The 19017-nt window shown below is 57.9% G+C and carries 18 protein-coding genes; 6 read left to right on the forward strand and 12 right to left on the reverse strand.

The window, feature by feature from the left end; translation table 11 throughout:
• Positions 1 to 29: 29 nt before the first annotated feature.
• The 3 genes from mraZ to F4V60_RS08150 all read right to left on the reverse strand — a co-directional run bounded on the left by mraZ (position 30) and on the right by F4V60_RS08150 (position 2027).
• The gene (mraZ, locus tag F4V60_RS08140; protein ID WP_075730129.1) at positions 30 to 464 is read right to left on the reverse strand and encodes a division/cell wall cluster transcriptional repressor MraZ; all 435 of its coding nucleotides are present in this window, start codon (positions 462 to 464) and stop codon (positions 30 to 32) included.
• Between the two features lie 569 nt (positions 465 to 1033).
• Positions 1034 to 1432, reverse strand: coding sequence for a DUF3040 domain-containing protein (locus tag F4V60_RS08145; RefSeq protein ID WP_075730130.1), 399 nt, complete (start codon positions 1430 to 1432; stop codon positions 1034 to 1036).
• A gap of 148 nt (positions 1433 to 1580) precedes the next feature.
• The gene (locus F4V60_RS08150) at positions 1581 to 2027 is read right to left on the reverse strand and encodes an SAV_6107 family HEPN domain-containing protein (protein ID WP_307722795.1); all 447 of its coding nucleotides are present in this window, start codon (positions 2025 to 2027) and stop codon (positions 1581 to 1583) included.
• Between the two features lie 305 nt (positions 2028 to 2332).
• On the opposite strand from F4V60_RS08150, the gene F4V60_RS08155 reads away from it, so the two are divergent.
• The 3 genes from F4V60_RS08155 to F4V60_RS08165 all read left to right on the forward strand — a co-directional run bounded on the left by F4V60_RS08155 (position 2333) and on the right by F4V60_RS08165 (position 5722).
• Positions 2333 to 2899, forward strand: a complete 567-nt coding sequence (locus F4V60_RS08155) for a GNAT family N-acetyltransferase (RefSeq protein WP_075730131.1) — start codon at positions 2333 to 2335, stop codon at positions 2897 to 2899.
• A gap of 35 nt (positions 2900 to 2934) precedes the next feature.
• Complete coding sequence (locus F4V60_RS08160; protein WP_373862521.1) at positions 2935 to 4026, forward strand: polyprenyl synthetase family protein; 1092 nt, start codon at positions 2935 to 2937, stop codon at positions 4024 to 4026.
• Between the two features lie 121 nt (positions 4027 to 4147).
• Positions 4148 to 5722 carry an alpha-(1->6)-mannopyranosyltransferase A gene (locus tag F4V60_RS08165; protein WP_075730132.1) on the forward strand — a complete coding sequence of 525 codons (1575 nt, stop codon included), beginning with the start codon at positions 4148 to 4150 and terminating at the stop codon, positions 5720 to 5722.
• Here the strand turns inward: F4V60_RS08165 and F4V60_RS08170 are convergent.
• The gene (locus tag F4V60_RS08170) at positions 5719 to 6111 is read right to left on the reverse strand and encodes an Rv2175c family DNA-binding protein (RefSeq protein ID WP_141255930.1); all 393 of its coding nucleotides are present in this window, start codon (positions 6109 to 6111) and stop codon (positions 5719 to 5721) included. The two genes, F4V60_RS08165 and F4V60_RS08170, sit on opposite strands and share 4 nt — an antisense overlap.
• An 81-nt stretch (positions 6112 to 6192) precedes the next feature.
• On the opposite strand from F4V60_RS08170, the gene F4V60_RS08175 reads away from it, so the two are divergent.
• The gene (locus F4V60_RS08175; RefSeq protein ID WP_075730134.1) at positions 6193 to 7554 is read left to right on the forward strand and encodes a serine/threonine-protein kinase; all 1362 of its coding nucleotides are present in this window, start codon (positions 6193 to 6195) and stop codon (positions 7552 to 7554) included.
• Positions 7555 to 7613: 59 nt separating this feature from the next.
• Here F4V60_RS08175 and F4V60_RS08180 read toward each other — a convergent pair whose 3' ends face one another.
• Together F4V60_RS08180 and F4V60_RS08185 are read right to left on the reverse strand one after the other, a co-directional pair.
• Positions 7614 to 9002 (reverse strand): class II 3-deoxy-7-phosphoheptulonate synthase, encoded by a 1389-nt coding sequence (locus F4V60_RS08180; protein ID WP_075730135.1) that lies wholly within the window; start codon positions 9000 to 9002, stop codon positions 7614 to 7616.
• A 24-nt stretch (positions 9003 to 9026) separates the two neighbouring features.
• Positions 9027 to 9557: a polyadenylate-specific 3'-exoribonuclease AS gene (locus tag F4V60_RS08185; protein WP_075730136.1), complete on the reverse strand. Its 531-nt coding sequence runs from the start codon at positions 9555 to 9557 to the stop codon at positions 9027 to 9029.
• A gap of 92 nt (positions 9558 to 9649) precedes the next feature.
• Here F4V60_RS08185 and F4V60_RS08190 point away from each other — a divergent pair, with 92 nt between their 5' ends.
• Complete coding sequence (locus tag F4V60_RS08190) at positions 9650 to 10921, forward strand: glycosyltransferase family 87 protein (protein WP_075730137.1); 1272 nt, start codon at positions 9650 to 9652, stop codon at positions 10919 to 10921.
• Here the strand turns inward: F4V60_RS08190 and F4V60_RS08195 are convergent.
• The 6 genes from F4V60_RS08195 to F4V60_RS08220 all read right to left on the reverse strand — a co-directional run bounded on the left by F4V60_RS08195 (position 10824) and on the right by F4V60_RS08220 (position 16786).
• A complete protein-coding gene (locus tag F4V60_RS08195) occupies positions 10824 to 12005 on the reverse strand; it encodes an acyltransferase family protein (RefSeq protein ID WP_075730138.1) in 1182 nt (393 codons plus the stop codon). The two genes, F4V60_RS08190 and F4V60_RS08195, sit on opposite strands and share 98 nt — an antisense overlap.
• A 3-nt stretch (positions 12006 to 12008) precedes the next feature.
• Complete coding sequence (locus tag F4V60_RS08200) at positions 12009 to 12767, reverse strand: lysophospholipid acyltransferase family protein (protein ID WP_075730139.1); 759 nt, start codon at positions 12765 to 12767, stop codon at positions 12009 to 12011.
• A 31-nt stretch (positions 12768 to 12798) separates the two neighbouring features.
• On the reverse strand, positions 12799 to 13752 hold the full coding sequence (locus F4V60_RS08205) for an ROK family protein (RefSeq protein ID WP_075731221.1): 954 nt from the start codon (positions 13750 to 13752) through the stop codon (positions 12799 to 12801).
• 39 nt (positions 13753 to 13791) lie between these two features.
• The gene (locus F4V60_RS08210; RefSeq protein ID WP_075730140.1) at positions 13792 to 14925 is read right to left on the reverse strand and encodes a glycosyltransferase family 4 protein; all 1134 of its coding nucleotides are present in this window, start codon (positions 14923 to 14925) and stop codon (positions 13792 to 13794) included.
• An 11-nt stretch (positions 14926 to 14936) separates the two neighbouring features.
• Complete coding sequence (locus F4V60_RS08215) at positions 14937 to 16007, reverse strand: C40 family peptidase (protein ID WP_232315907.1); 1071 nt, start codon at positions 16005 to 16007, stop codon at positions 14937 to 14939.
• Between the two features lie 155 nt (positions 16008 to 16162).
• Complete coding sequence (locus F4V60_RS08220; protein ID WP_075730141.1) at positions 16163 to 16786, reverse strand: C40 family peptidase; 624 nt, start codon at positions 16784 to 16786, stop codon at positions 16163 to 16165.
• 834 nt (positions 16787 to 17620) lie between these two features.
• Between F4V60_RS08220 and F4V60_RS08225 the strand changes: the two genes are divergently transcribed.
• A complete protein-coding gene (locus F4V60_RS08225) occupies positions 17621 to 19000 on the forward strand; it encodes a PepSY-associated TM helix domain-containing protein (protein WP_075730142.1) in 1380 nt (459 codons plus the stop codon).
• The last annotated feature ends 17 nt before the right edge of the window (positions 19001 to 19017 follow it).

A 19017-nucleotide genomic window follows, 5' to 3' on the forward strand; every position in this document is an offset into this window, starting at 1 on the left:
CACTTGTCTTTGTGACAGCGGCTAGCTCACTAGAGCAGACCAGCCAACACATCATCAGCATCTGCTGTTGAATAGGCATCTTCAGTTTGCGCCTGGTACTCGGCCCACGCGCCCGCGTCCCAGATTTCAAGGAAATCGACTGAACCTACGACCACACACTCCTTGCTCAGGTGCGCGTACTCGCGATGAGCCGCCGACAACGTAATCCGCCCATGTCCATCCGGCCTTTGCTCATCCGCACTTGCTGCCAAGTTACGAATGAACGCGCGCGCATCAGGATTTGTGCGTGATACTGCAGCCGCTTTCCTCGCCCGTGAGGCAAACTCCTCCCGCGGATACACCGCGAGCGAGTGGTCTTGGCCCTTGGTGACCATCAGGCCACCGGCCAGTTCCTCACGAAACTTCGCTGGAAGCGTCAGCCTTCCTTTGTCATCCAGTTTCGGAGTGTAGGTTCCGAGAAACATCCCGGGTCCACCCTCCTTAACTCGTGACGCCAGATTCCTCTAGCGGCGAAAAGCACGCCTGAGAGACATAACTTCCTCCGCTGCGCCCCACTCTACCCCACTTTCCCCCACTTCCAATACCCCAGAGGCAGATTTCCCTATAAACAAATCCTAAAAACCAAGTAAAATGAGGGTTTTCCTTGTGGGAGAAAAGCCCGCAAAGCTTCCTCGATCCCACTCCTATACGGCACGGCAGATCACCACTGCCCCATGTTTAAGAACTACCCCACATCATCTCTTCTGACCCTAGAGCCACGCGCGAACAGGAACAATTGCCCTTTCATCCGCATTGAAGAATAAGCATAACCCCCGCAGGTGCCACCTCAATCTCCACCAAAATCTAGTATGTGGGGGAAAGTGGGGAGATAAGGGAGAGTACAAGAATGCTCAGCAAACCAGGCATGAAAAAGGCTCCGGCCCTCACTGCACTTTCGTGCGGTGAGGGCCGGAGCCTTTTTCAGAAACCTAGAAGCTGGAAGCTCCTTGGTGAGAGAACAATGAGGCGGGGCTTTCGCCCCTACCCCATGTTTCTACTTCTCCTCGAAACGCCGACGGAAATTCTCCTCGAGCTTGCCAGAGACTCTGCCGCTCTTCTGCGGAGCCCGCTTCCCCGACCCCGAACGAGGCGACCGTCCCCCTGCCGACTCCCCCGAGCCGCGAAGCATCCATACCCCGGAGCCAAACATGAGCAGGAAGCCCACTATAGAAATGCCGATGAACCAGATGCTCTGTTGGGCCAAAGCGACGCCGCCCACCAACATTAGGAGACCGACGACGACTAATGCCACGCCCCGAAGGGTTAATGCACCGCCTCTGGGGTTACCAAAGGAGGAAGCCGTGCCAACTGAGGCGCCAAATTTTGGATCATCCGCGAGCAAAGACTGCTCAATTTCGCGGAGAGCGCGCTGCTCCTGCTCTGAAAGAGACACTGTTCCTCCAACCAAGTGTGGGTTTTATATATCTACTAGCTTCAACGCTTAGACTAGCGAGTTAGTTCCCACAAATACAGACGAGTTCTTTTCAACCCCTAGAACCAAGCGAAGCGCCGGCCGGATTAGCACCCAATACCGCGCTTGGCTAAGCCGCTAGGTCATCGAACTCCCCGTCAGAAACGGTTGCGTCCAAGAATCGCGCCGCAAGCTCAAGCACCGCAAACACAGTTTCTGAAGAAGGAGCATCCTCCAACCCAGAGGCCACACGCGAGCGAATACGGGAGTAACGCGAGAACTCTGCGGCCCATGCTTTATCCGCGGCGGAAACCAAGGACAGCTGCTCCCAGGCGCTACTAGGAAGACGGCGCCGCTTAGCCACCGGAGAGACCGCGACGCGGGCGCCGGCGGTGCGTAGACCAGCCCGGTAAGCCAACTCCAATGCCCGGTCCCAGCGTTTCTCCGCGGCAAAACCGCGAGCAGAGGCAATCAACTCGCTAGCCTGCCGAAGGAAGCGATCTCGCTTCAACTCCCCCGGTGCTTGACGCCCAGCTCCCTTGAGCCTGGCCGTTGCGGAAATAATCTGAGCCATCATCTTCCTCCTTTACACTCCACGCTTTTGCTTCACTTGGTTTCTTTACTTAGTTTCTTTGCTTGGTTTCTTTACTTAGTTTCTTTGCTTGGTTTCTTTGCTTGGTCTTTGACACAGAGACTAAGCAACAACCACGACAACTACCCTCATTTTAGAGCGTATGTTCTAATTTATCAAGGGTTTAACCTCCTTAGGCGGCCTGTTTTCGAACACAGGCTCCCTGGCGATTCTCAATAGCGCGCAGACTGAAGAACAATTCTCTTCCGAAACCGCGGATTAGGAGTGGCTAATCTGCTGTTATTGAATACGTGAGTATCACGATCCGCCGCCTCAGCCCGCAGGAGTTTTCCTTGCTGGCCCCACAATTGGTTGAGATTTATATCGAAGCCATGGGCTATAGCCCCAGCATTCGTTCCAATAGAGTGAGCTCGTGGCGCGCTGAAGTCATCAAACCTGGCTTTAGCGCGATCATCGCAGAGGACGGCGAGGGGATCCTCGGCATTGCCTATGGCTTCCTCGGCTCCCCCGATACCTGGTGGGACCGGCAGCTGCGCCGAGGCTTCTTCGAGGCCGGCGGGCCTACCCCGGAAGACTACGAGATTCTGCACAGCTACTTTGAGCTGGCCGAGATCCATGTTCTCCCCAGCTACCAGGGCAAAGGAATCGGACGTAAGTTGCTGGAGAGTCTGGTGTGGAACATCCCTGCCCGCTTCGTACTCTTGTCCACCCCAGAAGTCGCTCATGAAGCTAATTCAGCTTTTGGGCTCTACCGTTCATTGGGTTTCTTTGATGTTCTTCGTAATCTGGAGTACCCCGCAGACTCACGTGCTTTCGCAATTCTGGGCGCCACGCTGCCGCTGCACCCGCCTGCCTGACCTAATAAGGCGCGCCAGCCGGTATCCTCAACTTCGTGACTTTGCACCATACTCCCAACCTCGATGAGATTCCCGGGGCTGTCCATCAAGAGCTGTCAGCGTTTGTCAGTGCGCAGCGCCCCGAGATCGAGAAGATCGGCGCCCCAGTGGTTAACGCCACGGCTTTCCTCGAGTCCTTTGTCTTAGGTGGCGGAAAGCGCATACGTCCGCTTTATGCATGGGCAGGCTTCGTCGGCGCCGGAGGGCTCGATGGAGACGAGGATCCTGAGGCCATGCTCCGTGCTGCAGCGTCCCTGGAGTTCATCCAGGCATCCGCCCTCATCCACGATGACATTATTGATGGCTCTGATACTCGGCGCGGGCAACCCACCGTGCATCGAGGAGTAGAAGCCGTCCACCGCAGCCGGCAGCACCTAGGTGATCCGGAGGCCTTCGGAGAGTCTGTAGCGATCCTCGTGGGCGACATGGCCCTTGTCTGGGCAGAGGATATGTTCCAAGACTCGGGATTGAGCTTCCAAGCGCTGCGCCGAGCGCGCGATCCGTGGCGTGGCATGCGCACCGAGGTGATCGGCGGCCAGCTACTCGATGTATCCCTCGAGGCCGCTGGTTCAGAGGACGAGAATCTGGCGAATTCCGTCAACCGTTTCAAGACTGCCGCCTACACCATCGAAAGGCCACTGCATTTGGGAGCTGCGATTGCAGGAGCCGACGAGGCCCTCATCGCCGCTTTCAGGGGCTATGGTCGCGATATCGGCGTCGCTTTCCAGCTGCGCGATGATCAGCTAGGAGTCTTCGGAGACCCGGAAGTCACCGGCAAGCCAGCCGGTGATGATTTGAGGGAAGGAAAGCGCACGGTGCTGCTAGCTCTCGCTCTCCAACGTGCCGACGAAAGCAACCCAGCTGCGGCAGCGGAATTGCGAGCGAAAATCGGCAACGTTGAGGACCCAGCAGACATAGCGCGCCTCGCGCAGATCATCACGGACTCCGGCGCCCCTGCGCTCATCGAGCAGCGAATCGCAGCGCTTACGTCCTCAGGGCTACGCCATCTGCGTGAGTCCGGGGTGGCCCCAGAAGTGACTGAGACACTCGAAGCGCTTGCGCTTAAGGCCACCGCTCGTCGGAGTTAGGTGCTTGTTTCTGCACTTGTTTTGCCTGCATTTATTTAGCCACTAGCCCCATGTCGAGCTTGTCGAGCTACTGACCTCCATGTTTTGTTTCCGTCCGAGTCCTGAAAAGAGAAGCGTTAATATGGCCTCCTCCTCCACCAAGGTCCGTATAAGAATCCCCCAGGCCTTAACGCTGGGGGTGATGGCATCAGTCGTGTTGATGCTGGCCTCTTTCTCCGGTGGCGCAACCCGCAACCGCGGCGGGCTTCTTGAAGTTCTCAACGTGGGCTTCCTTGCCTATGGACATGGCCGAAACCTCGGCATGGTCGCGTACTGGGTGGGACTGTTTGGACTAGTAGCGGCCTGGATTTTGGCTGGCCGCCAAGTGCTTGCCCCTCATCTCAAGTCTTCTTCGCCCAAGGATGACGAGAGCTTTCGCCGCATCCGCACCATGATGTGGGCGTGGGTCCTTCCGCTGCTTCTTGCAGCTCCGCTGGCCTCCCGCGATGTTTACTCCTATCTCATGCAAGGAGCCATGGTGCGTGACGGCTTCGATCCCTACACGGAAGGCGCCGCGGTCAACCCCGGCCCTTTCCTCCTCGAGGTCTCCCACGACTGGCGCAATACCACGACGCCCTACGGACCCCTCCACCTGTGGATGGGAGAGGGCGTTACCCGGCTCGTCGGCGATAGCGTGGCAGCGGGAATCATCACGTATAAGCTGATCTCGGTTCTGGGCTTTGCCATCATCGCATGGGCGATTCCCAAAATCGCCCGGGCACTAGGCGGAGATCCCACGCTGGCGTTGTGGCTGGGCGTCGCTAACCCAGTGGTGGTCTTGCACTTGGTGGGCGGCATGCACAATGAATCGGTCATGGTCGCGCTAGTATCTCTAGCTCTCCTCGCCGCGCTGCATCGCCGTTTCCAGGTTGGATTCGTGTTCGTAGGAATTGCCGTGGCGCTGAAAGCCACCGCGATTTTTGCCATGCCTTTCATTGTCTGGCTGATGGTCTTGCACTACGCGCCACAACAGCGTGGCCGCATAAGGCAGTGCATAGCATTTGTTGTCTCAGGAATCATCGCGGTGGTCGAGATTGCAGCAACGGTGGCTCTCATAACCTGGGTTTCTGGATCTTCTTGGGGCTGGCTGAGCCAAATCAGTGGCAACTCAAAAGTGGTCAACCCGCTCGCCGGCCCCACTCTGGCAGCCGACATCGTAGTTCCACTAGTACAGGTCTTTTCCCCGGACGCCACTTATAATGCGATCCTGTCCGTGCTTCGCAACGCCTCGATGGTGGTCATGCTCCTCTGCTTGGCGGTTGTCTGGTGGCTCAGCCGCCGCAGTGCACGACGCGCCATCGCGGGAACCGCTGCCGCCTACCAGGCAGCATTCCTCTTTAATTCTGTTACCCTGCCATGGTACTACGCCTCCGTGCTCACCCTCATGGGCACATTCCGCCCGCCACTATGGCTGGTCAAATTCACCACCGGTGCCACAGTCTTTATCGGGCTCTCCTTCGCTGGAGACGGCAACCACCAAATGTATAACTGGTGGTGGGACATCGGCCTCATCATTGGAGCTTGGTTTATGACTCAATGGGTTTTCGCCGGCGTTGCCCCCTCCTCCGGTGAGGAAACTCCTTTAGGGCAAGCGGTAGACAAAGAAAATGATGGCGTTACCGAGAAAAGCACTCCAGTGGGCGGCGCGCAGAGCTAGAAAGCTGCTGCCTGCGCGCGGCGAATTACCTCGCGCGCCAGATGCCCCTGCAGGCCATCAATCGGCCGCCCGGGAAGTGAGTCATCCGCGCTGAAAAGGTGGGCAAGAATCTCTTCATCGTTGTATCCGCCATCGCTCAAGACCGTAATGACGCCAGAGACATACTTGTTGATACTGCCCTTGTCGTTGAAGAAAGACGCCGGCACGAGCCTGGTGCCTTCCGGGCTACGCCACGCAATGAACTTGCGGTCATTGAGCAAGTCATAAGCACGGGTGATGGCTAGATCTAGCCTCTCCGCGACGTCTGCGAGGGTAAGTAATTCTTCTCCGGCCAGCAACTGTACAAGATCCGGCGCGGAATCCTGCGAGCGATTATCTAGATTAGTCACTCTCCTTACCCTAGTGCGATAACCCAAATGAGTAGTAGTGCGGGTAACACATTTGCCCTCAAATCCACCATACTGGTTGCTATGACTGGCTTAGAGGTGGGAGATATTCTTGAGGATCGCTACCGCATCGACCGTGCGATCGCGCGGGGCGGTACCTCGACGGTTTACCGTTGCATAGACCTACGCCTCGGCAGGGCCGTAGCAGCGAAGGTTATGGATGAGCGCTACGCGGATGACCCAGTCTTCCTGCAGCGTTTCAAGCGCGAGGCTAGAGCCATGGCACGCCTCCAGCATCCCAATCTCGTAGCCGTGCATGACTTTTCGGCTGATGGCGAGCCCATCTACCTCATCATGGAACTGATAACCGGCGGCACTCTGCGCGAGTTGTTGGCAGAACGTGGCCCAATGCCTGCGCATGGCGCAGTGGCCGTCATGCACTCTTTGCTCACGGGTTTGCAGGAGGTTCATGAGGCGGGCTTTGTTCACCGAGACATCAAGCCCGACAATGTTCTCATTACCGCCAATCACCGCATCAAGCTCGGAGACTTCGGGCTCGTGCGTTCCTCCAACGCACACCAGCTCACGTCTGGACAGATAGTCGGCACCGTGTCTTATCTCTCTCCAGAGCAGGTAACCGGGGAGGCAATCACCCCCGCCTCTGACGTCTACTCCGCAGGAATCGTCCTCTACGAACTTCTCACTGGCACGGTCCCCTTCCGCGGCGATACTCCCCTTTTGCACGCGACGGCGCGGCTGCAGGGCGTGGTCAGTCCTCCATCCGCCCGCGCCACCTACGAGGTTCCCACGCTTGTCGACGCCCTCGTGGCCACAGCCACCGCGCGCGATCCGCATGAGCGCTTTTCCGACGCCGGCGAGTTTCTCGCCGCCGTAGATGATGTGGCCCGCGAACTTAGCTTTCCGCCTTTTACTGTGCCGGTTCCTAAGAACTCTGCTGCCGCCAGAACCGCTGCAGCACCCACCAGCTTCAGCGTTTCAGGCAACACAGGAATCTTCGATGCCACGACGAATATCCCAGCACCCACGAAACCCCCGGCAGTTGGCCCCCACGAACCGGAGAGTCTATCCCCGAGTCCGGATCTCACACGAGATTTCTCGCAACGCGCACCGCTTGGCTTCGAGACACGTCTAGATATGCCGCAGGCCCCCGCTGCGATCCCGCCTGCCCTGCCCCCTGCCACGCCAGTGCCCAACGTGCCCGTTGCTTCTCCTGAGAGAGTTTCACCCAGGCCCGTCGGAAGCGCGAGCACGGCACTAGCTACGGAGGAAGAACCGCCAGAACGCCCGCTGAGCAACCGCGGGCCGCTAGCCCTGCTGGCATTCTTCATCGTCGTAGCGCTAGGCGCAGGCGCCGTAGCCATAGGAGCCTGGTGGTTCGGTTCAGGCTCCTATGGCGAGATTCCGGTGCTCTGGCGCCTTTACTAGGCCGCGGGATCGGCAGAGCCTAATCCCGCCGGCCAGTTCCCGGAAACCAGTTCCAGAGATTAGTTCCGGAGCATCTCCGCGATGAGATAAGACAGCTCAAGAGACTGCTGCGTGTTCAGGCGAGGATCCACGGCGGACTCGTAGCGACCCGGCAGATCGACATCGGTGATGTCCTCGGCGCCGCCCAAGCACTCGGTGACGTCCTCTCCGGTGAACTCCAAGTGGACTCCGCCTGGGTGAGTACCGAGCTCGCGGTGCACCTCGAAGAAGCCTTGAACCTCATCGAGGATCTTGTCGAAGTGGCGGGTCTTATAACCATTGGAGGCCGTGAAGGTATTGCCGTGCATGGGATCTGACTGCCAGACCACCTTGTGCCCGGATTCCTCAACAGCTTTGACGATGGGAGGCAATACAGTGCGTACCTTGTCGTGGCCCATGCGCGCGATCATGGTCAGACGACCAGGCTCGCGGTTGGGGTCGATGCGCTCGGCGTACTCTACGGCCTGCTCTGGAGTCACGCCAGGGCCAAGCTTGATGCCGACGGGGTTGCCAATGAGAGCAGCGAAGTTGACGTGGAAGTCCTCGAGGCCACGGGTCCGCTCACCGATCCACACCTGGTGTGCGGAAAGATCATAGAGCTTGGTCTCGCCATTGGCGTCTTGGCCAAGGCGCAGCATGGAGCGCTCATAATCCTTAAGGAGTGCCTCATGCGAGCAGTAGATGTCTGCCGAGCGCAGGGTCTCGTCGGAGACGCCACAGGCATTCATGAACTTAAGGCCGTTCTCGATCTCATCCGCCAGTGCCTGGTAGCGTGCACCGGCGCTCGACTGAGCAACGAACTCGCGGTTCCAAGAGTGGAGGCGGTAGAGATCCGCCGTGCCGGAACCCGTCAGAGAACGCACCAGGTTCATGGCTGCGGAGGCGTTTGCATAAGCGCGCACCATGCGGGCCGGATCGTGGCGACGGGCTTCCTCGGTAGGTTCCACGCCGTTGACGATGTCACCGCGGTAGTTAAGCAGGCCGTTTGCATCCATATCGGAAGAACGCGGCTTGGCGTACTGGCCGGCGATACGTGCCAGCTTGACCACTGGGGTCGAGGCGCCGTAAGTCAATACCACAGCCATCTGCAGGAGGGTCTTAACGTTGCCACGAATGTGCGGCTCGGTATTGGACTCAAAGGTCTCGGCGCAGTCGCCACCTTGGAGGAGAAATGCCTTGCCCAAAGCGACGTCGGCGAGCTTCTTCTTCAGAACCTCGATTTCCGGCGCGACAACGATGGGAGGCACAGATTCAAGGATCTTCCGGACGTTGTCAGCCTGCGCCTGATCCCAGCTGGGTTGCTGCTTGGCATCACGCTTGACCACGTCCTGAAAGACCTCTTCAATGCCTTCCGGCAGGGGAGGAAGATCGGGAAGGGCTTCTTTGGGAATATCTACTGTCCAACTCACACCAGCTATTTAACCATTCAGAGATTAGTTATAGGAAGTTAAACAGGTTTTCGAGACTCGATTCCCCTTCTCGAGGGGGAGTGCAGCCGCGCACACCTTGAACTTGGCGAGGTTGTGCCTGGCGTCGACAAGCGCGTCATGGTTGCCCCTAGGTACCTCCGGAAGGGCCGGACGACCGGCAAATTCCCAGTATTGCTTGAGCTCCCTGGTATAGCGCGGCAGCCTCTTGGGAAGCGACTTCATATCGCCCCATAACTGCGCGATAACCACATGGTCATAAGCCCCTACCCACGCCCACAGCTCAACTGGAGTCGAGTGTTTGTTCAAAAAGGCATACACATCTTCGCGGATGGTGCGCCGGGATTTCCACACCGAATCACAAGGGCTGGGAAGCTGCTGTAGAACATTCTCACGCACCCACGCATTCGCCCTTTCGGGATGAAACTCCGTGGAGACGGCATAGTACTCGCTGCCGTCCTCCCCGACGATGCCGATGGAGACGAGCTCTATGGTCTCACCGTCTTCGATGAATTCGGTGTCATAAAAGTAACGCACGGACTACATAGTAGCCGTCGTGGTCCTGCCGGAGCCGTTTGAGGGTGCTCATGCTTTTTGCGCAGCTTATGCAACTGTATAGAATTGGTCAAGTGAAAAAACTCCGCTGGTACCAGCTCTTTCCCCTCTTCATCAGCATCACGATCGTTACCGCCCTCATCGTCGATTTCTCCTCTTGGAACTCTCCACAAGGGTTTCGGCTGGCTTATTTGATCGATCTTGACGTTTATCGCAAGGGCGGGCAGGCACTGCTCAGCGGCGAAAACCTCTATGGGCAGGACTACGTCGTTGGAGACCCCCGCCATAGCGGATCCATCACGTTGCCTTTTACCTATCCCCCGTTTGCCGCCGCACTTTTCGCCGCCTTCGCCTGGCTGCCTTATGGTCTCAACTCTTTGCTGCTGGCCCTGGCTTCCTTGGCTCTGCTCTTTTGTATTTTGTACCTGTTTGTCCGCAGCGCAGCGCCAGAAAAGAGCACTGGCGCAACCCTGACTTGGGCCTGTTGGCTCCTCGTGGCAGCGTGCCTGACCGAGCCGGTCACCCAGACCATCAACTTCGGGCAGATCAACATTATCCTCGTTGCTCTCGTCGTCATTGACATTCTCGCCGTCCCCAGCACTTCACGCTGGCGTGGCGTTCTCACCGGCATCGCCGTGGCCATCAAGCTCACTCCCGCAGTTTTCTTGGGATACTTCTTCATCCGCAGGCAGTGGAGGGCAATGGCTACCACGCTTGTCTCTTTCGTAGCGTGTGCTGCACTGGGTTTTCTGTTCTCCGCCTCAAGTTCTCTGCAGTACTGGACTGAGACTCTGCGCAACTCGGAACGGATCGGTGGCTTGGCCTACGCCTCCAACCAGTCCTTAAGGGGATTCTTCTCCCGCGTCGCCCCTGAGCACGCTAGCGCCGCGTGGCTCATCACCTGTCTAATCGTGGTCGCAGCGTTGTGGTGGATCATGCACCGCGTCTCTCAAAGCGGCCTAACTCAGCCGGCCCGTCCGGAGGCGCCCAACAGCACTGTGGGCGACGTCGAGCTGCTTCTGTTGGCTTCTGCAGCGGCGTTGCTATGCTCACCCGTGTCGTGGTCGCATCACTTCATCTGGCTCACCTTGGCCGCCGCCTTCCTTACGGTGCGGCGCTGCTACTGGGCGGCAGCACTCTCGTGGCTCGTGCTTTTCGCTCGCGGACACTGGCTCGTGCCGAGCACGAACGATCAAGAACTGACGTGGTCGCTGTGGCAGCAAGTACCAGGCAACGACTATCTTTGGCTTACCTGCGCTCTGATTGCGCTGGCTGCGGCTTCGAGCTTTTCTGGCTCGTCCACTCGCGAAACTGCCGATAACGCCCAGCCAAAGGCGGTGGCGTGAGGGACCACTTAAGCACCGGAGTCTTGCCTATCAACCACAGCACTAGGCCGGCTAAGCCGGAGCACACCATGCAGGCTGTCAGCCAGAACCAGGTATTGTCCATAGGCCAGTCCCCCGCAAGGGAGATGGCCCGTGGGTTCCACGCCAGGTAAAAGCCGACGCCGAGAGTCATCCCAATGGGATGGCCCAGATAAATGGGCAGCGTGTGGCGCCCCACAAATTGCAACGCCTGGGATAGTCCTCCAAGGTGAGAAATCACTACGGCAAGCAAAACCCCGAGTGGCACCTCTAGGAGCTGCTCCGCAAAGCGAATTAGCACGTTGAGGTCATCATGCCCCAGCATGTCTGCACCGGGCAGGAGCCACGGGAAGAGCACCTCATCACCCTGTTTGTCCCACGCCCGGCGCAGAATGAATCCTGTAGCATAAGCCACGAACGTGCCGCCATACGCCCACAGGCTTAAAGCGTTCAGCCTGCTGTGGAAAGGCACAGCAAGGGCCTGTGCATACTTCGTGATGAAGTCCTTGAGATAGGCCGCACCGATAAAGATCGGAAGGAACATCACGGCTTTAGAAATGAAGCTAAACTGCGCATTCCACGCCATAAAGAGCATGGGTAGAAAGCTCAGAGCAATGGCGAGCCATGCGGGAAGCTTGCGAACCGCCCACAGGAAGATATTGAAGGCGATGAGAGCATGCAGGAACCACGCCATGGTGGAGCCGAAAAACAAAGCGTGGAACAGGTCCTCTTTTTGCAGCAGCGGAGTATCGAATACCCAGTGATACTCAATCTTCTTCAGCCACAGCTCAATGCCGGCCCAGATGCAATAAGGAACCAGGAAGAACCAGAGGCGGCGAGTGAAGAGTTCCACGAAAGAAAAACGCAGCACCTTGGTTGAGAAATAGCCGCTAACTAAGAAGAACAGCGGGAGGCGGAGCGGGTCGAGCCAGACATTGAAATGCGCAAGCCACGCATTTTGAGCCTCGGGCACGGCTAGGGTGACATGGAGTAAGACCACGCCCAAAATGGAGATTCCTTTGGCCACATCCGGCCAAGCTAAGCGAGTTGTAGTACTAGAAGTCACTGACTAGCGCGCCTCCGTCTCTCTCGGTCCCCCTGGCTCAGACCCGGCCGGGTAACCATGCCCCGCATTAAGTGATGCTTTCACGTCTGATGCATAAACGTCTACGTAAGGCTTGCCGCTGAGCTCCACCAGCTTGTCCATGATGAAGTTGGTGAACTCGCGTGCCGTTTCGCGGCTGTTGACATCGAGGTCACGCTCTTTTGCCCACTCCCAGGGAGCTATGGAATCCCCTACTTTCATCCCCACCTTCTTCGGGCGAGGGACCCAGGTACCGATGGGGTTAGCTTCACGGGTACCAAACATGGCCAAAGGGATCACGGGAACGCCCGTCAACATAGCCAAACGAGCCATGCCAGTTCGCCCGCGGTAGATACGCCCATCCGGGGAGCGCGTTCCCTCCGGATAGATAGCGAAAAGATCGCCCTTCTCGAGAACCTTCTTCGCAGCAGAAATCATGGCCTCTGCTGCGGAATCTGCACCGCGCTCGACCGGCAATTGGCCAACAGCCTTGAAGAACCATGCCTGCGCCCTTCCCACCAGACCGGGGGAATTGAAATACTCGGCCTTCGCAAGGAAGGTGATCTGCCGCGGGCACATGAGCGGGAAGAAGAAAGAGTCCATCACCGATTGGTGGTTGGATACGAGGATCGCCGGACCGCGGTCGGGGATATTATCCATCCCCTCTGTCCACGGGCGGTTCCATAGGCGGAGAGCCGGCCCGAAAAAGACGTACTTAAAGGCCCAGTACCATTTGTTGTTCATCGAGCGTCCTCAACGTTTCTTCTCAAAGGTGCTATCGGTTTTCTCGAGCAAGGTCAGCGACACCAATCATACCTGCCGCAGATCCCAACTCGGCGACCGCTACGCGCGCTAAGGGCCGGTATCCGGCCCCCACTATCTCCCGGGACATTGCCTGCCGCGAAATATCGAGAAATAAGTCTGCGTCCTTGGAAACTCCGCCGCCAAGAACTATGAGCTCGGGGTCGAGGACATCGGCCACAATAGATAGCCCTTGTCCCAGCCAGAGGCCGAAATCATTCATCACGGCTTGGCCCAATGCGTCACCTTCGCGCGCCCTCTGTGCAATTTGCTCGCCGGTTGGAGCGCCTGGCAAAGATGTCTCGTAATACGGCTTAAGCTCGGCAAAGGTATCAGGCAAGGCGGTTCCGGAGGCGTATCGCTCTAGACAACCGCGCTTTCCACACGAGCATTCCCGCCCACCTGGAACCACCACGAGGTGTCCAAATTCAGGGGCTGTACCAAAAGCTCCCCGGTAAATCTTGTCCTCGGTCATCAACGTAGCGCCGATGCCGGTGCCTACCGCGAAAAATACCCAGTCTTTAGCGCCTCGGCCTGCTCCATAACGCCACTCCCCCCACGCCGCAGAGTTTGCATCATGCTCGAGCCTGACTCGCACTCCGAGTCGGTCGCTCAAGATTTGGCGAACCGGAGAATCCCGCCACGGCAGGTGGGGAGCAAAGCGGACGTTCTCGCAGCCGGGATCCAAAAAGGCGGCTATCGCCAGCCCGACACCCGAAATGCTGTACTTGGCCCCTAAGTCCTCTACTACCCGGACAATATCGTCCTCTAGAGCGCGCGCGTCCTGGGATGTGGGGACGGTGCGAGTCTCCAGGACGGTTCCGTTCTCATCAACTACCCCACCCCGCAGGTTGGTGCCGCCGATATCGAACCCGATGCTCAAGCAGGATCCGTCGGCCCCCGCGGCGGGGCGAGTATGTTCAAGCATGAACAAAAGGATATACCGCAACGCGGCCTTGGGTCACATTCATCGCTCTTTCGCTAGGATCTCTCTAAGCCGACTACCCATAATGTCCCAGCTCCAGTGCTTTTCTACGTTATCACGCCCCGCCACCCCCATGGCCCGCACTCGCACCGGATCACTAAGAAGAGCTATGAGAGCAGCCGTCAGTTCCGGCACGCTAGCACCATTTACCACGATGCCAGTGGCCCCCGTTACGGTCTCTGGTGCGCCACCGGAATTTCCTGCCACGACAGGCAAGCCTGCCGCTTGGGCCTCGAGATAGACAATTCCCAGCCCCTCCACATCAAGGCCGCCCCCCCTAGTACGCGCAGGCATGGCGAAAACATCAGCCGCGTGCAGAGCTTGCGCTAATTCTTTCGAGTCTTTGGCCTCATGAATTACTGCTCTGGGAAAGTATATGCTGGACAGCTTTTCTATAGTTGCGCGGTAGCGCCCGCGCCCGACAAGGAGAAGCTGCGCGTCAGGAAAGCGTTCTAGAATCTCTGGCATGGCACGCAACAGCTGATCTTGGCCCTTGCGCGGAACCATCCGCGAAATACACACGATGAGTGGGCCATGCTCCTTAAGGCCGAAATGCCGGCGGGCGGCGAGTTTTTGTTCTGCGGTGCCCGGGTGAAACTCCTGCGAGTCCACGCCGGAGGGAAGATGCACCCAGCGCGGATGCGGACCAAAAGCCGCCACGAGACGCCGCTTGGTGTACTCAGAAATGTATGTCACGCAATCCGCACTATTGCCGATAAGACGCAAGGCCGTGCGGGCGAGGGGAAGCATGGACCAGCCCACCTCATGCCCATGGGTGGTGGCGACAACCTTCCTCGCCCCCGCATCCTTAGCAGCCCTGCCCATCAATGCCAACGGGGCTGCCGCGCCGAACCAAACGATCTCTATGTTCTCTTCCCGAATGATACGCTGCATCTCTTTTATAGTCGCCGGAGTGGGAAGCATGATTCTGCGCGGCCAGCGAATAACACGATAGGACAATCCGGCGTCATAAGAGGCCGCCGCGGCCTTATCCTGGGTCGAAGCGAATACGAGAACCTCGGCCGGGTCTAGGGTGTCGACGAAGTCACGTAAGTAGGACTGAATGCCACCGATAGTGGGCGGGAAGTCGTTGCTGACGAGAAGGATACGAGCCATAAGCCCCTACCCTAGTAGCGAGCGGTACCGGTGATGGGCATCGAGTTGAGCGGGACGACCTGAACCGGTACTCCGTAAGTGGATGCATGAACTACCTGACCATCGCCGATGTACATCCCAACGTGGGTAACACCCTCGTAGTAGCCAACGATGTCTCCTGGCTGAAGCTGAGCAACTGGAACCGGGGTCCCTCCCGCAATCTGCGCCTGAGAGGTACGCGGAATGCTCTTGCCCATCTGTTGATAGGACCAAAGCATGAGGCCTGAGCAGTCAAAGACGTCTGGGCCGACTGCTCCCCATCCATAAGGGGCGCCGAGCTTCGTGAGAGCTGCTTGTACCGCTGCAGAAGAAGATCCACTTCCCAGTGAGGCAAGATCAATCTTGGTGGAGCCGCCGAACTGAGACTCCCACAGGGCGCGCTGTTCAGGGCTGAGGGCGTTGACCTGAGCTTCGATGTCCTGTTGCTGCTTATCGAGGCTCTCCTTTTCCTTGAACAGCTGCTCCTTTTGCTTGGCAAGATCCTCTGCCTTTGCATGGGCAACCTTTACGGCCTCATCTGCCGCACTCTTCTTCCCCCGCGCGTCCCTTGCTGCGGCGGACATTGCATCCAACTGCTTCTTAGCCGTCTGCGAAATTGCGCCCAGGTAACCCATGCGCTCTACCGCCGTGGCTGGGTCTTGGGCAGCCAATGCGCCGCGGACAAAGTCACGGGAGTCACCGCGGTAACGGGATTGTGCTATTCCGTCGACGCGACCCTGCTTCTCGGCGACCTGGGCGGCAGCTGCCTCCGCAGCGTCCTCGGCTTCCTGTGCTTTGCGGGTGTAGTCATCGACCTGAGCTTGCGCCTCCCCCAGGCGATCCTCCATCCCTTTTACTTCCTCATTTTTGGCCGAAACCTTCTGCGCCACGTCAGACACGCGCGCGACGAGATCCGCCACGTCTACGCTAGCTGCAGACTCCACAGTCTCCTGAGCAAAGGCAGCAGGTGCAGTGGAAACGCAAGAAAGAAGCATGGCCGAAACGGCGGCACCGCCGACTACGCGAGCAGACAGCAAGCCGCGGCGAAAGTAAAAACCAGACACAATTAAGCCCTCAACTTAAGAAAGTGTAATAACCAGCTAAAGAGTACCCCAAAGAACGAAGGTTGCCAGTAAAAACTAAAAAATAACTATACCCCGCTTCCCAACGCTGCAACAACGCGGGATAACGGGGTGTAGTTAGGGACTAGCGCAGCCGCTTAGAACCGAACCGCCGAGTGGATCGGCATGTAGTTCAACTCGCGCTCCTGAACCGGAACGCCGTCATTCAGAGCGTCGATGATGGTGCCGTGGCCGGTGTAGATACCGACGTGAGATGCACCGCCATAGTAGGCAATGATGTCACCCGGCTGCAGCGCATCCAGAGCAACCTTCTGGCCAGCACCAGCCTGTGCCTGCGAGGTGCGAGGAATCTCAACGCCAGCCTGGCGGTAAGCCCAAGAAGTCAGACCAGAGCAGTCAAAAGCACTGGGGCCGGCAGCACCATAAACGTATGGGGAGCCAATCGCGGAGCGAGCAGCCTCAAGAGCCTTCTGACCAGCAGTCTGCGCGGCCGGTGCCGGTGCAGCTGCAGGAGCAGCAGCTGGTGCAGAGTAGTTGTTAGCCTGGTTCTGGCTGGGAACGTAGGTACCGATGTTAGGGACCTGGTCGATGTTGGGGACGTTCTCCAAGCCGGCTACCTCGAAACGGTAGTCAGTGTTAGGGACGACGACCTCGGCAGCCTGTGCGACACCAGGAACGGTGACAGCAGCAGCCGCAGCGATAACTGCGCTGGTTGCGAAACGACGGGTAATGATTGCGCCCTGACGACGGTGCTTAGCCACGAATAAAACTCCAAATCTTTAATTTCACCTACCCCGCGCAAAAGAGAACGGCAACTCTTTAAAGCTGCCTTGAAGTCACTCTCTTTTTGGTCCCATCTAGGACTGCGAGGCTCTAGCCCGTGGACGGGCCTAGCGTTCGACGACAATCCATTCCTTTAGGACTGTCTCCACTCGGCCCCCAATTGAAAGGGGCCAGATGCGGTGTTCAAGTGTTTAGTTCTTATTGGGCAACTCATCGGTGAGTAACTCAATGTCTCAATCAGGTTACGAAATCATCACGCATCATGTCGAATTTTCGAGGCCGGGCCGCATCGTTATCTTCCCGTTATCAAAAGTAGACCCTACCGAAATGGAATGCCGATCGGCAACACATGTATATAGACCATTAGCGCATTGTCGCCGTATAACCTGCACGGTTGTTTACAAGACAACCAACACCTTTGAAACCCAGTCGGGCGCACTTCACGAACTCCTCGAGCGAAATCTTTACTGATGTGTTCTTGCTCACATGCCCTGTTGGAATCTTTAATCTCGCAACATGGTTCACATCAGTCACCGGTATACGGTGGCCCCGGGCGGCGAGTGATTCTCCAGATCTTCATCACAACTCAGGGACCGTGGGAACTTTGGGCGGGTTCAAACCAGGAGTGGCAACACCTAAGAACAGAGAGTTGTCCCGGGAACTTTTTCGGCAACGTGGCGACTAGTTCTCTATGGATATTGCAATCAGCCCGGCACGGGAGCGACCGCGTCGACCAAACAAAGCAACAGCGAAGCGCTGGCAGCTCAGCGTAGAAGGCATGGTGCGCCGAATCCATATCTTAGCTGGCATTTTTGTCGCCCCCCCTGCTTTTCCTCGCTGCCCTAACTGGGTTGTTCTATGCGGTGACCCCAACGGCCGAAGCTTGGGTCTATCGCGATGCCATGCACGCGAATCCGGGCATTCCTGCGCAATCACTGGAGTCCCAAGCCGAGGTGGCTCAGGCCCTTCACCCAGAGCTTGCTATTTCAGGAATGCAGGTATCCGACGACGAATCGACTACTACCCGAGTTCTCTTCACCGATCCGGCGTTTCCGGGCTCGAGCTACAAGAGAGCAGTGTTCGTCGATCCAGGCAGCCTCGAGATCAGGGGCGATCTCGTTCAATACGGATCTTCCCAGGCCTTGCCGCTTCGGACGTGGATTTCCGAGGGCCACCGTTCACTATGGATGGGCGAACCAGGGCGCGTCTATTCCGAGACCGCGGCCTCATGGTTGGGTGCCATCACTCTGGCCGGTGCATGGGTCTGGTGGTCGCGGAGACGTCGCCTAGCAGCATCCGCGCGTACCCGGAAACCTGGCGCCCGCAGGCGCCTGGAGAAACTACACTCCCGACTAGGTCTGTGGCTCCTACCTGGCTTCCTTTTCCTCACCGTTACTGGATTGACGTGGTCAATGGTCGCTGGGGCCACCATAGGCGACCTTCGCGCCGAATTGAACTGGCTTGAGCCAAAGCCGGCAACCTCCTTGAGTGCCTCCTCGACTAGCGTTCTTAACAACGACCATAGCGAACACACAGCTCACGCCGAGCACTCTGGACACGGGGCGCACGAGGAACACAGTAATCATTCCCTCCACGAAGGACACGCAGCTCACGATATAGTGGCTTCACAAAGCAGTGCCGTGGTGGACACTGTGGTCCACGCGGCGCGCGCCGAAGGTCTAAGCGGGCTACTCGACGTCACCGTCCCAGCAGGCTCCAACAGCGCGTGGGTGGTCAAGGAAGCTCGCCAGCCATGGACGTTCAGCAACGACGCAGTATCCATTGATGGGTCCACTGGGGCGGTCGTTGACAAGGTCGAGGCCGACCAGTGGCCCATCGCAGCAAGGCTCTCGAACTGGATGATTCAGCTGCATATGGGAATGCTGTTCGGCTGGATCAATCAACTGGCTTTGGCAATGGTCGCTGCCGGTCTCCTGGACATCATTTGTCTGGGATACCGAATGTGGTGGATGCGAGGGCGCGACAAGGGGTTTGGAAGCCTCCCCACTGCCGGACAATGGAAGAAGGCGAGCCCCTTGGCACGCACGGTGGTAGTTATCCTCCTCATTGCCTACTCACTGCTTGCTCCACTGTTCGGGCTTAGTTTGCTCGCCTTCGTGCTTATCGATGTCGCATTCGCGCAAGCACGGCATCTCCTCCAGCTCCGTAGCGAAGCCACAGCAACCCAGTAGCGCTCCTCCCTACACAT

The organism is Corynebacterium flavescens (assembly GCF_008693105.1).
Taxonomy (GTDB): Bacteria; Actinomycetota; Actinomycetes; order Mycobacteriales; family Mycobacteriaceae; genus Corynebacterium; species Corynebacterium flavescens.